At 42.6% G+C, this 14,525-nt stretch carries 14 protein-coding genes; all 14 read right to left on the bottom strand.

The genetic code is table 11. The features are described 5' to 3' along the window. Positions 1-25 precede the first annotated feature (25 nt). Positions 26-865, bottom strand: a complete 840-nt coding sequence (locus HMPREF2655_RS01845) for a thymidylate synthase (protein WP_000158606.1) — start codon at positions 863-865, stop codon at positions 26-28. A 51-nt stretch (positions 866-916) separates the two neighbouring features. After that, positions 917-1,351 (bottom strand): HD domain-containing protein, encoded by a 435-nt coding sequence (locus tag HMPREF2655_RS01840; RefSeq protein ID WP_001097945.1) that lies wholly within the window; start codon positions 1,349-1,351, stop codon positions 917-919. Between the two features lie 94 nt (positions 1,352-1,445). After that, positions 1,446-2,405: an ROK family glucokinase gene (locus tag HMPREF2655_RS01835; RefSeq protein ID WP_000078551.1), complete on the bottom strand. Its 960-nt coding sequence runs from the start codon at positions 2,403-2,405 to the stop codon at positions 1,446-1,448. Between the two features lie 100 nt (positions 2,406-2,505). Then, positions 2,506-3,306 carry an excalibur calcium-binding domain-containing protein gene (locus tag HMPREF2655_RS01830; RefSeq protein ID WP_083321213.1) on the bottom strand — a complete coding sequence of 267 codons (801 nt, stop codon included), beginning with the start codon at positions 3,304-3,306 and terminating at the stop codon, positions 2,506-2,508. 96 nt (positions 3,307-3,402) lie between these two features. Beyond that, a complete protein-coding gene (gene pabB / locus HMPREF2655_RS01825; RefSeq protein WP_070837342.1) occupies positions 3,403-5,124 on the bottom strand; it encodes an aminodeoxychorismate synthase component I in 1,722 nt (573 codons plus the stop codon). A gap of 260 nt (positions 5,125-5,384) precedes the next feature. Beyond that, positions 5,385-5,948, bottom strand: a complete 564-nt coding sequence (locus HMPREF2655_RS01820; protein WP_070837340.1) for a TIGR01440 family protein — start codon at positions 5,946-5,948, stop codon at positions 5,385-5,387. Positions 5,949-6,057: 109 nt separating this feature from the next. After that, complete coding sequence (locus HMPREF2655_RS01815) at positions 6,058-7,749, bottom strand: cache domain-containing sensor histidine kinase (RefSeq protein ID WP_070837338.1); 1,692 nt, start codon at positions 7,747-7,749, stop codon at positions 6,058-6,060. Then, on the bottom strand, positions 7,746-8,483 hold the full coding sequence (locus HMPREF2655_RS01810; protein ID WP_070837336.1) for a response regulator transcription factor: 738 nt from the start codon (positions 8,481-8,483) through the stop codon (positions 7,746-7,748). The genes HMPREF2655_RS01815 and HMPREF2655_RS01810 overlap by 4 nt, the downstream gene beginning before the upstream one ends. A gap of 70 nt (positions 8,484-8,553) precedes the next feature. Continuing rightward, positions 8,554-9,666 (bottom strand): peptide-methionine (R)-S-oxide reductase MsrB, encoded by a 1,113-nt coding sequence (gene msrB, locus HMPREF2655_RS01805; RefSeq protein ID WP_070837334.1) that lies wholly within the window; start codon positions 9,664-9,666, stop codon positions 8,554-8,556. A gap of 9 nt (positions 9,667-9,675) precedes the next feature. Then, positions 9,676-10,239, bottom strand: coding sequence for a redoxin family protein (locus tag HMPREF2655_RS01800; RefSeq protein ID WP_070837332.1), 564 nt, complete (start codon positions 10,237-10,239; stop codon positions 9,676-9,678). Between the two features lie 13 nt (positions 10,240-10,252). Beyond that, positions 10,253-10,963 carry a thiol-disulfide oxidoreductase-associated membrane protein CcdA2 gene (ccdA2, locus tag HMPREF2655_RS01795; RefSeq protein WP_070837330.1) on the bottom strand — a complete coding sequence of 237 codons (711 nt, stop codon included), beginning with the start codon at positions 10,961-10,963 and terminating at the stop codon, positions 10,253-10,255. Positions 10,964-11,126: 163 nt separating this feature from the next. Beyond that, complete coding sequence (locus HMPREF2655_RS01790) at positions 11,127-11,678, bottom strand: GNAT family N-acetyltransferase (protein ID WP_070837328.1); 552 nt, start codon at positions 11,676-11,678, stop codon at positions 11,127-11,129. A gap of 498 nt (positions 11,679-12,176) precedes the next feature. After that, positions 12,177-13,001: an ammonia-dependent NAD(+) synthetase gene (gene nadE, locus HMPREF2655_RS01785; protein ID WP_070837326.1), complete on the bottom strand. Its 825-nt coding sequence runs from the start codon at positions 12,999-13,001 to the stop codon at positions 12,177-12,179. After that, entirely contained in the window at positions 12,998-14,458 is a 1,461-nt protein-coding gene (locus tag HMPREF2655_RS01780) for a nicotinate phosphoribosyltransferase (RefSeq protein ID WP_070837324.1), read from the bottom strand. Before HMPREF2655_RS01780 ends, nadE begins: the two co-directional genes overlap by 4 nt. Between the last annotated feature and the right edge of the window lie 67 nt (positions 14,459-14,525).

The raw sequence follows: 14,525 nt of genomic DNA, 5'->3' as shown, positions 1-14,525 counted from the left end.
GGTTTGAAGAGATTTTCGAAGAGTATTAAATAGCCAAATCAAACTTCAGTTGTGGCTTGACTGGATCATAGTCAACCAACTCAAAGTCTTCGGCTTTGATATCAAAGAAATTAGTCCCATCAGGAACATTTAAAACCAAGCGTGGTTGGCAGTTTGACGGCTCACGACGAAGCAATTCCTCTGCTTGTTCAAACTGATTATCATAGATATGAAGGTTGTTGATAAAATAGAAAAACTTCCCAACCTTCCAGCCGAAATGCTTGGCAATCATCATCTGTAGAGCCACATACTGCATAGCATTAATGTGGTGAGCAACCAGCATATCATTCGAGCGCTGGGTCAAAGTCGCATCCAGATAGATGTCCCCATCAACTCGACGGACATCAAACATAGTCTGGAAAGCACATGGAAGGAGGCCGTCTGTCTCCTCAAAAGCCTCGTAATCCCAGAGCGAGATGATATTGCGACGATTCCAAGGGTTAGCTTCCAACTGCTTGAGAATCTTGTTAATGATGTCGTGTTTCTTAACGACCGCCCCATAGCGTTCACCGATGGTTCCTGTCTCTCCCACTTCCCAGTCATTCCAGTAGTGAACATTGTACTTGTCATTGAGCACTTCTAGGCTATTAGACTGATCTTGATAAATCCAGAGTACTTCCTTGATGGCGGATTTGATAGCAATCGGGCGCAAGGTTGTGATGGGAAATTCCCCCTTGGCCAAGTCGTACTCAGCAAAGGCACCCGTTATGTACTTGGAGTTGGCAACAGTCCCATCCTTGTACTTGGGACGTGCTTGTTCAGAAAAGACGCCGTCTTTGAGGATTCGTTCAATATTTTCTTTAAAAATCGTATCTGCTTTTGTCATTTACTCTCACCTCATTTATTGTCCTAACTAGTATAACATAAAAAATCTTTTCTACATACTCAGATAATCGATAGCCCTTTTATATTTTTCTAATCGTTCCAAATCATTGTCAGTGACAGACCTCAGTCTAGATAAATCTGAATTATGCTTCAAATCTGCCAATTTGACAACGCGTGCTAGGGGATTAGATTTCACATTTTCTAGATATGTTTGATAGTCTTGCCCCTTTTTCTTTGACAAAATCTGAACGGCAGCAACTACTGTTTCTGGTAAACCAGCTAATAATAGTTCTTCAGCTGTAAAAGGACTGTCCTCTATAACATCATGTAGCAGAGCCACTGCTTTTTCCTCTTCGGTATCAACTTGACTTGCTACATAAATTGGATGTTCTATATAATCTACCCCTGCCTTATCAAATTGCCCATTATGAGCTTCCGTCGCGATAGACAATGCTAATTCAAGCATGGGTTGTTTTGATGTGTTCATCTAGCGATTCCTTCCCAAAATTAAAACCTATTTCGTTTTATTCGACTTTTAAAAAAGAGCTTGATGGATAACCAAGCTCTATTATCAATCTATCTTATTGCAATACAAGTGATGCTGCTCCGATAACTCCAGCGTCATTTCCTAGAGTTGCAAGAGCTAATTTTGTTGATGTACGTACTTGTGGGAAGGTGTTTTCGTCGTAGACTTTTTGAACACCTTGTAGAAGGAATTCTCCCGCAGCTGACACCCCACCACCGATAACGATTGTTGATGGGTTTAGGATTGAACCGATGTTGGCACACGCGATTCCCAAGTAACGTGAGAAGTTACGGTAAACGATCAAGGCAAGGTCGTCCCCTTCTTTTGCAAGGTCAAAAACAGTTTTGGCTGTTACTTCTTCACCGTCGTCGATCAAGCGTTTCAAGGCCGCATCGCCTTCGTATTCATCAGCATAACGACGAGTCAAGTTGACAATCCCTGTTGCTGAAGCAACTGTCTCAAGACAGCCTTTTTTACCACAGGTACATGCGATTGGTTGGTCAAAGTCAACAGTGATGTGACCAAGCTCTCCTGCCGCACCAGCGACACCGTGAAGCAATTTGCCTTCTGCAACGATACCGCCACCAACACCTGTACCAAGTGTCATAAAGACAACGTCTGGTTGGTTTTCACCAGCACCCATCCAGCGCTCACCAAGAGCAGCTACGTTGGCATCATTATCGATGAAGAATGGAATACCCAAGGCTTTTTCAATCTTTTCTTTAATTGGTTGAAGGGTTTTCCAGTTTAGGTTGTAGGCACCAATAACAGTTCCTTTTTCACGGTCAACCACACCAGGTGATCCCATCCCAATCCCTCGGAAGTCTGTGGCTGACAATCCAAGCAAGTCCAAACGATGTTGAATAGACTCAATCATATCATCTACGATATGACTTCCCTCATCCAAAATGTTAGTCTTGATAGACCATTTTTCTTGGATTTCTCCCTCTTGAGTTAAAATTGCAAACTTGATAGATGTTCCACCAAGGTCAATCCCAATAATCTTTTGACTCATCGTCTTCTCCTTTTTAATTGAAAATGCTTACAGATATAGTATAACAAAATCGTCCATTTTGTGCAAAGGTTTGCATTAACTTCCTAGAAATTATTCTGATTTATGGTTTCCAAAGACCAGAACCATCTACGTAGTATCTGCCACCATCAACTTGCTCATTCTTTGCCATTTTACCATCTGATTTCAAATAGTAATTTCCTTGCCAAGTATTACGAGCGTATGAACCATCTGATTTCAAGTAGTACCAAGATTGATAAGAAAAGTCATAAATCCACTCACCTTGTGCCATTTTACCGTTCGCTTTGAGATAAAAAGCGCCTTGCCAAGCATTTTGTGCATAGGATCCATCTGATTTCAAATAATACCAAGCTTGGTATGATGAATCATAAATCCATTCAATTTGAGCCATCTTTCCGTTTTGTTTAAGGTAGTAACTTCCTATCCATGTGTTTCGTGCATATGAACCATCCGATTTGAGATAATACCATCCTTTGTAATATGAGTCATATATCCACTCACTCTGAGCCATTGTCCCATCTGATTTGAGATAGTAATCTCCTTTCCAAGAATTTGTTACTGGATTACCATTGTCAGAATAATAATACCAATATCCGTCCTGCTTAACCCATCCACTAGAAGAAACTCTATTTTGTGGACTAGACTGGCGTGGTTTAAAGACTCCCCGAGGTGCATTTGCACGTTCACAAGCTATCCCATCACCATCTTTGTCTAGTCTTGAAGAATATCCAGGCTCTCCTCTATGGATATCAGAATAACCATTTTCCCATGCTTCTTTACAACTAGAAAAATGAATATTTTCTTCTGCACTAACGGGTTGAGCAAACAAACCTAAAATTGGAAAAACAGTAAGAATCACTTTCAGCAAAATTATTTTTTTCATCATTTCCTCCTAATAAAATGACATCGTTTTCTTTTTATTTTATCAAACTTAATTCAACAATTCAACATATCCATTATATTTTTTAATTTATGAAATTTATTTAGAATTCACTTCCAACTCATACAATTTTCTCACTGCGTTACAGCCATAGATAGTTTCCGCTTGGTTCAAGTCTGCCAAAGTCAGAACTTTTTCCTCTACCTGTCCTGTTTCCAACAAATGCTGGCGGTAGATACCTGGTAAAATTCCTTGACCGATGGGTGGTGTGTAGAGTTTACCATTAATTTTTAAGACCAGATTTCCAATAGAGGTCTCAAGCAGTTCTCCTGCTGCATTATGGTAAATGATTTCCTGTTTACCTAGGCTTAAATGTGGTCTGTGAGTGGTTTTGAAGTAGGTAAATGCTTGCTGCAAATCAGCTTCTTGCAGGCAGAGTTTAGCCTGACAGAACTTTGGACTAAGTGGTGTTAAGATTTGGCGACTGAGCTCTATTTCTCCAGACTTGCTGGTAATAATTCGCAAGCGGTAGTCTTGATTATCATCACAAACTTGACACTCTTCCTCTATCTTTTGTCTCAGTTTTTTTGGATCAAAAGGAAAGGCAAAATAACGACTCGCTTTTGTCAATCTTTCCAGATGTTGATCTTCAAATAGTAAGTTCTTCTGACTTATTTTCCCAGTTGAAATCAGTTTGAAACGAGCTTGTTTACGATAGAGAACAGCCGCCTTTTGATGAACCTCTCGGTATTCAGATTCCCAAGTGCTGTTCCATGTAATGCCTCCGCCAACACCATAGACGGCTTTTCCTTGATGCAGTTGAATAGTCCGAATGGCGACGTTAAAAATCCGGCGCCCATTTGGAAGTAAGAGACCAATCGTTCCGCAGTAGACTCCGCGTGGTTGGGGCTCCAAGTCCTTAATAATTTCCATGGTCGCAATTTTCGGTGCTCCCGTTATGGAACCACATGGAAAGAGCGAACGGAAGATTTCAACTAGGTCCACATCCGGTCGTAACTGACTCTTAATGGTCGAAGTCATTTGCCAAACGGTCGAATACTGCTCCACCTGACACAGACGCTCCACATGCTCACTTCCAACTTCAGAAATACGGTTCATATCGTTTCGCAAGAGGTCTACAATCATCATATTTTCAGAGCGATTTTTAGGATCCTGCTCCAACCAGCTAGCCTGGGCAAGGTCTTCTTGGTCAGTCACTCCACGCTGAGTCGTTCCCTTCATTGGTCGCGTTGTCAACTCACGGTCATTTTGCTCAAAAAAGAGCTCTGGGCTCATGGAAATCACTGCCATCTCATCATGTTCAACATAGGCATTGTAGCCCGCCTCCTGCTCTACCACCATACGATTGTAAATGGCAAAAGGATTGACACTCAAGTCTTGCTTGAGTTGGACAGTGTAATTTACCTGGTAGGTGTCCCCCTGACGCAAATGATGGTGAATCTGGGAAATAGCTTTTTCATAGTCCTCTGCAGATGTTTGTTCACGCCACTTTGAAGGCAAATCTACTTCCTCATAAGTCAGAGGAATAGGGGATGTTTCCACCCTATCGTGAACGGTAAAGTAAAGCAAATATTCGCCCAGTAGAGGAAGTTTGTGAACTGCTAGTTTTTTCTCAAAAGCAGGTGCAGCCTCATAGCTGACATAGCCCACGACATAATAACCTTGCTCTTGGTAGCTTTCCACTTGTGCCAGCAAGTCTGCCACTTCTGATAAATCTCTCGTTTTTAACTCTTTGATAGGCTGAGTGAAGGTGTATCTCTCCCCCAAAGCTCTAAAATCAATCACTGTTTTTCTATGCATATCTTAAGTATAGCACAAAAAAGCCGACCTACAACAGCTAAATCCAGCTTTGTTTACTGATTTCTATAACGAAAAATCTTCTCTAAGTTACTTTTTTCTACTTTTGGCAATTCTCCATCAGATAGCACCCCTTCTTCTTGTAAAAACTGGTCCTATTTGGAGCACTTTACACAAAAATTCAACAAAAAAACAGGGAGAGTCTTGGTTTCTATACCCTTACTCTCTCTGTCTTTTGCTTTTTCTGTCACTACAGAATGATTTTACGACTTTCTGATAGAATCTTGTGGATACTGCGCACGCGCACCTCCGATTAGTTTGGGACGACTAGCTAGAGCCGTTACATGGGCATGCCCAATTTCTCTCAAAAGAGGGCGAATCGGAACCTGAACATGCTTGACATGCATGCCAATCGCAGTATCTCCGATATCCAATCCAGCATGGGCCTTGATAAATTCAACCTCTACTGGATCCCGCATAAACTTGAAGGCTGCCAACTGACCCGAACCTCCTGCATGAAGTGTAGGAAGGACACTGACGATTTCAAGACCAAACTGCTCTGCCACCTGACGTTCAACAACGAGGGCTCGATTGACATGTTCACAACCTTGAACAGCTAGATGAATTCCTTTATCCTCTAGGGTATCTAGGATGGTCTTCACAATGATCTCCCCAATTTCTTGACTGGATTCCTTGCCAATCTGACCACCTATCACCTCACTAGAAGAAAGGCCCAAAACAAAGATAGTTCCTTGCTTCAAATTAGCCTTGTCTATTACATCTTCTACAATCTGGCTTGTTGCTCTTTGAATGTCTTTTTCCTTCATACTTGATACCTCTTTTGTCACTATCTATCATATCTTTTTTTACTGATTTTATCAAGGCCAACTAATCATTCTGATTTTTAAAAGTAAAACTCCCAGAATAGACTGGGAGTTAGCTAATTGCTATTTTATTAATGTATATTTCAACTGTCGTCCCTTTTTCGGGTGCAGAATTGATCTTCATCTGGTAATTGTCTCCAAAATGAAGTTTGAGTCGTTGGTCGACATTTTGAAGGCCAACTCCCCCACGTTTGAGCTGACTTTGACTACTATCGCCAGCAGCTTGGAAACCAACACCATCATCCTCAATGCGGATGACAAGCCCTGTATCCTGTTTCTGAACAGAAACTTTAATATGTCCCTGTCCTTCCTTCTCCTTAATACCATGGTAAAGAGCGTTTTCTACAAGAGGTTGCAAAACCAGTTTAGGCAAGACTAAATTATCAAAGTCAGGTTCTTCAGCAATCTCATACTCCAGCTTATCACCATAGCGTTGTTTCTGGATAAAGAGGTACTGGCGGACATGATTGATTTCATCAGAAAGAGAAATCAAATCCTTGCCTTGATTGAGCGCCAAGCGGAAATAGGTTGCCAAGGACTTGGTCACCTGAACCACTCGCTGACTATCCTGAAATTCAGCCATCCAGATGATAGTGTCCAAGGTGTTATAGAGAAAGTGGGGGTTAATCTGGCTCGACAGTGCTTGAAGTTCATACTGCCGTGTCGCTTCTTCCTGCCTGCGCACATCAGCCATCAGCTGATCAATCTGATCTAACATGGCATTAAACTGGCGAGTCACTTCTCTCAGTTCATAGGCACCAGCTTCCTTAGCACGAAGATTTTGTGTACCAGAAGCAATTTCCAGCATGGTTTCTCTCAAATCCTTCAAAGGGGCAATCCAGCGTTTGAGACTGAACCACACCAAGCAGAGACAGGCAAGAAGAGATAAGGCACTAGCACCAAGCAAGGTCCACATGAGTTGACTCCGAACCTGGTCTAACTTCTCCAACGAAGACACGCCTATCACCGTCCAATCAGTTCCTGCAATCTTTTCCTGACTGACGTAGGATTGATGGTCTAGCGTATAGCCCTGCCCCGTCTCGATGTAGGGTTTCATGGCCTCCATTTCACTCGCTGAGCTATAGACAGTACGTTTAGGATGGTAGACAAATTCATGGTTTTCATTGATGATAAAGGCAAAGCCCTGCTGGCCCAACTGAAGTTGGTTGAGATAGGATTCCAGAGTTTCGTAGGAAATATCCAAACGAAGCACACCAAGATTGGCTCCCTTTTCATCAACAAGTTCCTGAGTAACAGAAATGACCCATTGACTATCTGATTTACGAGCTGGGGTTAAAACTGGCTTAGCTCCCTGATGAATGGCCTTTTGGTACCAATCCTCAGCCATCATATCTGAGGAAGTTTTCATCTGCACACTATCATCTGTAGAAATAACCTGACCGGATTTGGTGACCAGTACCACCGTTTTCAAGTCCTGGTCTGCCTTTAAGATAGTCAAAAACAGATCTCGGATTCCCTTGACTTGGTCTTGGTTAGGATTCTCAGCATAGGCTAGGACATCCTTCTGCTGGGTCAAACTGGTCGAGGTGGTTTCTAATTTTTTGATATAATACTGAATAAAGTGGCTAGTTTGGCTGATGGTCGTTTGGCTATTGCCCTCAATAGTGGCCTCAATGGCTGATGAACTAGATTGATAATAGAAAGTCCCAACCACAGCTAGGAGAATGAGAAAGACCAGAAAGATGGAAATAACCATTCTGACTAGGAGAGAAGAACGCTTCATCGACCTTCCCCTTTCTTAAACTGACGAGGTGTCACACTTGCAATCTGTTTAAAACGTTGGGTAAAGTAGTTCATATCTTCAAAACCAACCTTTTCGGCTATCTCATAAATCTTTAAATCCGTTGTCAAGAGCAAAAGCTTGGCTTGTTTGACACGTTCTCGCACCAAATAATCCTGAAAAGGCAGGCCCAACTCTTTCTTAATCAAGGAACTCAAATAAGTCGGACTAAAACCTAGGTCACTGGCCAAAGACTTTAAACTAAATTGACTATCAGCCAGATGAGACTGGATCTTCTGAGCAATATTTCCCTCAAACTTATCAGTCAATAAATCTTGTAACTGCTCTTCCTTTTCTTCCTTGTCTAGTTTTTGCTTGATTTTCCCCAACATTTCCTCAATATCCTGACGAGAAAAGGGCTTGAGCAGGTAGTCATCTACACCGAGTTTGACGGCAGACAAGGCATAATCAAAATCATCGTAACCTGTCAAAAAAACTAGGTGAACCTGAGGATAAGTTTCTCGGACCAGACTGGCCAACTGGATGCCATTTAGCTGAGGCATGTTGATATCGGTTAAAATGATATCTGGCACCTGCTTTTGAATTAAGTCCCAAGCCTGTCTTCCATTTTCAGCCTGACCGATGATTTCCATATCGTAGGCTGCTACATTGACCAGCTTGGTCAATCCTTGTCTTACTAGATATTCATCCTCTACGATTAAGATTGTGTAGGTCATGCTCTGCTCCTTTGTCACTTACTAGTATCAGTATAGCAAAATTCTCCTCTAACTGCTTAGGAAAGACTTCTTAATCTACATAATCTAGTAAATAAGCGTAGCCTTTTTCTGCCATTTGGTCTTTGGGAATAAAGCGGATAGAAAGACTATTGATACAGTAGCGCAAGCCCCCCTTGTCCTCTGGACCGTCCGTAAAGACATGGCCAAGGTGAGAATCTCCAACTCGGCTCCGCACTTCCATGCGTGTCATATTGTAAGACTTATCTTCTTTGTAGGTAGCAACATCTGGGCTGATGGGTTGGGTGAAACTAGGCCAGCCACAACCAGACTCAAACTTGTCTTTTGATGAAAAGAGCGGTTCGCCAGTTGCCACATCCACATAGATACCAGATTCGAATTTATCCCAGTAGCGGTTTGAAAAAGCTCGTTCTGTTTGATTTTTCTGGGTAACTGCATACTCCTCAGGTGACAAGGTCTTTTTCAATTCCTCATCACTTGGTTTAGGATATTTGCTGGCATCGATGACGGGGTAGGCAGCCTGATTAACATTGATATGGCAGTAGCCATTTGGATTTTTCTTGAGGTAGTCTTGGTGATAATCTTCCGCCACCACAAAATTCTTCAAGTTTTCCTTTTCAACTGCCAGAGGTTGATCGTATTTCTTAGCCACCTCATCAAAGACTTGGTTTATTACCTCCAAATCCTTGTCATCTGTGTAATAAACACCGGTACGATACTGGGTACCCACATCATTTCCTTGTTTATTTTTGCTTGTTGGATTGATAATGCGGAAGTAATGAAGCAGAATTTCCTTGAGGGAAATTTGATTGGCGTCATAGGTGACATGGACAGTCTCCGCATGTCCTGTTTGGTTAATCAATTCGTACTTGGTTGTTTCCCCTCTACCATTTGCATAGCCTGAAACGGCATCGGTTACTCCAGGCACGCGTGAGAAGTATTCCTCCACTCCCCAGAAACATCCCCCAGCTAGATAAATTTCGTGCAAGTCTGCGTCTTTACTCACTTCTGTTTTTTTCACTGTTTTTCCTCCTTGGCTAACGGATGCTTTCTCAATTTGCGAGCTATCTGTCTGCCCTGCATTTCGCATCAATAGGAAATAGAAACCGGTTATGGCTAGGAGAATGATCCCTGCCAAGACAAAAAGTTTTACTTTATCATTCATAGCCTTTCTCTACCCCATTTCTTTCAATTCTTTTAAAATCATATCCTTATCCATAAAACCTGGTTGTGTTTTGACCATCTTGCCTTCCTTGTCTATAAAGGCTTGAGTCGGGTAAGAACGGACACCATAACTTTCCAAAAGTTTGCCTGATGGATCAATTAGAACTGGAAAATTTTTATAATCCAATCCCTTGTACCAATTCTTAAAGTCCGCTTCTGCTTGTTCACCTTTGTGTCCAGGAGAGACCACTGTCAAAACTACATAGTCATCACCAGCATCCTTAGCAATTTCATCCGTATCTGGAAGGCTGGCTAGACAGATGGAACACCAAGAAGCCCAGAATTTGAGATAGACTTTCTTGCCCTTGTAATCAGACAAACGATAGGTCTTGCCATCTACACCTGTCAGTTCAAAATCAGCGACTTCCTGACCTTTAGTCGCAGTTTGTGAACTAACTTGTTCTGTTTTGGATTGCTCCTTCATAGTAGACTCGTCTGCCATGTTTTTAGCCGAACAGGCTGCCAAGCAACAAATTGAGCCTACTCCAAGGAGACATGTTTGCCATTTTTTCATTTCTTTTTCCTCTCTATTCAAATAATGTAGTCAAAATGGAAGCATTTCCCAAAAGCACCAAGATTCCCATCACGATAATGAGGAAACCACCCACTTTTTTGAGGATTCCGAGGTAAGGATGCAGTTTTCGGAAATGTTTCAAAACATAGCTGGAGGCGAGAGCTAGAACTAAAAATGGTAGCGCCAAACCCAGCGTGTAAACCAACATGAGACCAGCTCCCTGCCAAGCACCTGAGCCACCTGAAGCCGCTAAGGCCAAAACAGAGCCCAGAACTGGCCCCACACATGGCGTCCAAGCAAAACTAAAGGTTAACCCCAGTAAAAATGCCTGACTATAGCCGTTACCCTTTTGCCCCTGTCTCTTTAATTGTAGCCTTCTTTCCTTGTAAAGTCCTTGGAAATGTAAGACTTCCATCTGGTGCAAGCCCAAGAGAATGATAACCGCACCCGTCACATACTGAAACCAAGAAGCATACAGCAAATTGCCTAAAAAACCAGCTCCATAACCCAGTAAGATAAAGATAAAAGAAATCCCCGCTATAAAGGCCAAAGTTCGCAATAAACTAACAACTGAGATTGAAAATTTTCCGCTGGAAGCCTGAGCATCATTCTTATCATCCAACAAGACCCCTGCATAGACTGGCAACAAGGGTAAGATGCAAGGAGAAAAGAAGGAAAGAATTCCAGCAAGAAAAACACTGATAAAAAAGATTACATTGTCCATTGCCTTCCTCCATTCTTTGATTTGATAAGTCTATTATAATTCCCAACTCTAAGAAAAAACAGGGACAATGATAGGGAAAAATAGGAATTTAATCAGTTTATTCAAAAATCTGGCACAAAAAAAACCAGACAAGGTCTGACTTTGGTAGATACAGAAAAGAAAATCACCTATCTTCCCTACTTATCTGGTAATAAATAAGATCCGCAACGTAGTCTTTTCTCTCCACACCATTGTCAATGGTTTTTAGATAAGACATTCCCGCTTTTTCCATAACACGGCCTGAAGCTGGATTGAGACTGGCATAACGAGCTCTGACCTTTTGAAAGCCTGCTTGGGTAAAACAAAAGTCTAACACAGCTTTCAAGGCCTCTGTCATCATACCTCGGCCCCAAAAGTTTTTTCCTAAAACATACCCAATTTCACAACTTAAATCTTCCTCGTGCATTTCAATGATGCTGATATCTCCTATCACATGCTCTGGGTTCTCTTTGAGACAAATGGCCCATTTGTAATAGTTGGGATTGGTATAGGATGCAACCCAATTTCGAATCGAGTTCCGAGTCACCTCAACATCAGGATGAGGATCCCAGGTGACATAGGTCAGATTCTCAGCAGACGAGGCCCAATTTTGAAACATGGCTTCCGCATCACTCTCCACAAATCTTCTCAAGATTAAACGTTTCGTCTCTAACATTTGAGTACCGATTGCTTTCATAACGTTACCTCGCTTTCTAAGCTTAAGGCTCAAGGTAAAAAGACTATACTTAGTAACAGCTAGAAAACAAGTTTTTCATCTAGTTACTTGACGCAGTCGCTGTCTGGTTTGAAATGCGCTTTACCAAGCTTTTTCAAACCTAGTCATCGTTGCGGGGGTGAGACAAGGAAAATCGAACTCTACGAGTTACCGAATCTGCCTCGTTTTCCCGTTTCTAGGCTCAGGGTAAAAAGGTCCACAGGACTAACTCTCACTTTTTTATTTCAAGGTGAGAGGCTAAAAACCTCCACTGGAGATTATTCTTGCTCTCGAGTTTCAAGGCAAGAAGCTAAAAAGGTCCACAGGACCTTCTTCGCTTTCCCATTTCTAGGTTCAGGGTAAAAAGGTCCACAGGACCTTCCTTGCTTTCTCATTTCTAGGCTCAGGGTAAAAAGGTCCACAGGAGGTTCCTCGTTTTCCCGTTTCTAGACTCGGGCTGAAAACCTCCACTGGAGGTTTTCACTCCCAAAAGTCATCAAAGACGGTGATTGGTAGGTGGCGTTTGTGTTGGCCTTTGTACCACCAGTTTTCTATAGTCGCCTGGGCTTCTGGGCTGATTGTTTTTCCTTCTAGGTAGTCATCAATCTCTTCATAAGTGACTCCGAGAGCGACTTCGTCTGCAATACCTGGTTTGTCTTCTTCCAAATCTGCTGTTGGGATTTTTTCATAAAGGGCTGGGTCTGCACCAAGCTCCTTCAAGAGTTGCTTTCCTTGGCGTTTATTGAGGCGATAAAGTGGGAGAATGTCTGCACCACCGTCACCAAACTTGGTAAAAAAGCCTGTGATATTTTCCGCAGCATGGTCTGTTCCAATGACCGCTCCGCTATGGGCACCCGCAAGGGCATATTGAGCAATCATACGACTACGAGCCTTGATATTTCCCTTGTAAAAGTCTGAAACAGGACTTCCTGTCGCTTCAACTGCTGCTGTCATAGCATCAGCTGATTCCTTGATATTCACAACCAAGCTGACATCTGGCTGGATGAAAGCAAGAGCTTTTTGAGCATCTGCTTCATCAGCTTGCACGCCGTATGGCAGGCGGACAGCGATAAATTGGTAGCTGTCATCTCCTGTCTCTGCTCGCATTTCTTCCATCGCTAATTGTGCTAAGCGCCCTGCCAAGGTTGAGTCCTGACCCCCAGAAATCCCTAGTACAAAGGTTTTAAGGAAAGGGTGTTTTTTCAAGTATCTCTTTAAGAAATCAATCGAACGACGAATTTCTTCCTGGGCATCAATCACTGGTTTGACGCCCAGTTGCTGGATAATGGTCTCTTGCAAACTCATTCTTCTTCTCCTTCACCAAGAGCTTCCTTGCGCATCTTATCAATCAAGTCCATTTTGTCCTGCCAAATATCACGCGCCAAGTCTACTGGGTAATGTTGCGGATTGAGTACCCGTTTATACTCATCCCAAAGCTTGTCAAATTCCTTGCGAGCATAGGCCTGAATCTCAGTCAAACTAGGCAAGTTGTAAACTAATGTTCCTGCTTTGAAAATATCCACCAAGAGAGGAACGGCATCAAAATTACGAACGGTCTTTTTGATGTAGGTATAAGTTGGATGGAACATCTTGATTTCTGTCATACCGCTCACATCCACACCATCATAAGTAATGTAATCACCTTCTGACTTGCCTTTTTCACGACTGGTAATGCGCCATACCTGCTTCTTACCTGGCGTTGACACTTTTTCAGCATTATTAGACAGTTTGATGGTATTGCGCATCTGACCATTTTCATCTTCAATAGCCACAATCTTATAAACCGCTCCAAGGGCTGGCTGGTCATAGGCTGTAATCAGCTTGGTACCCACCCCCCAAACGTCAATCTTAGCGTGTTGCATTTTGAGGTTAAGGATGGTATTTTCATCGAGGTCATTGGAAGCGTAAATTTTGGCATCTGGATATCCAGCCTCATCTAACTGTTGGCGAACTTTCTTGGAAATGTAGGCAATATCCCCAGAGTCGATACGAACGCCTTTAAAATTGATCTTATCACCCAACTCACGCGCTACCTGAATGGCAGCTGGCACACCGATACGCAACGTATCATAAGTATCTACTAGAAAGACACAGTCACGATGGGTTGAAGCATAGGCCTTGAAGGCTTCATAGTCGTTTCCATAAACCTGTACCAAGGCATGGGCATGAGTCCCCAAGACTGGAATACCAAAGAGCTTCCCGGCACGCACATTGCTGGTTCCATTAGCGCCACCAATCACAGCTGCGCGTGTTCCCCAAATAGCCGCATCCATTTCTTGCGCACGACGTGTCCCGAACTCCATCAAAGGCTCATCTTCAATGACCGAACGAATACGTGCTGCCTTGGTCGCTATCAAGGTTTGAAAGTTAACGATGTTCAAGAGAGCCGTTTCGACCAACTGGCATTGGGCTAGAGGGCCTTCAACTTGAACAATTGGCTCATTAGCAAAAACCAAGTCCCCTTCTTGGGCAGAACGAACCGTCAACTCCAACTTGAGATTGCGGAGGTAGTCTAAGAATGCCCCATGATAGCCAAGCGACTCCAAGTAGGCAATATCGCTATCTGAAAAGCGCAAGTCTTTAAGATAATGTACAATTCTTTCCAAACCAGCAAAAACTGCATAACCGTTCTGAAAAGGTTGCTGACGGAAATAAACTTCAAAGACCGCCTTTTTATTGTGAATTCCTTGGTCAAAGTAAACTTGCATCATGTTAATCTGGTACAAGTCCGTGTGCAATGTCAAACTATCATCTGGATACATCTGTTTTCCTTCTTCCTACTTTACAAAGGTATGAACGTATTCTACCACTTTCACACCGTCCGATAAA

Origin of the sequence: Streptococcus sp. HMSC066F01, assembly GCF_001837335.1 — a bacterium.
Taxonomy (GTDB): domain Bacteria; phylum Bacillota; class Bacilli; order Lactobacillales; family Streptococcaceae; genus Streptococcus; species Streptococcus oralis_S.
The sequence above is the reverse complement of the archived record's forward strand: the minus strand, read 5'-3'. Positions and strand labels throughout refer to the sequence as shown.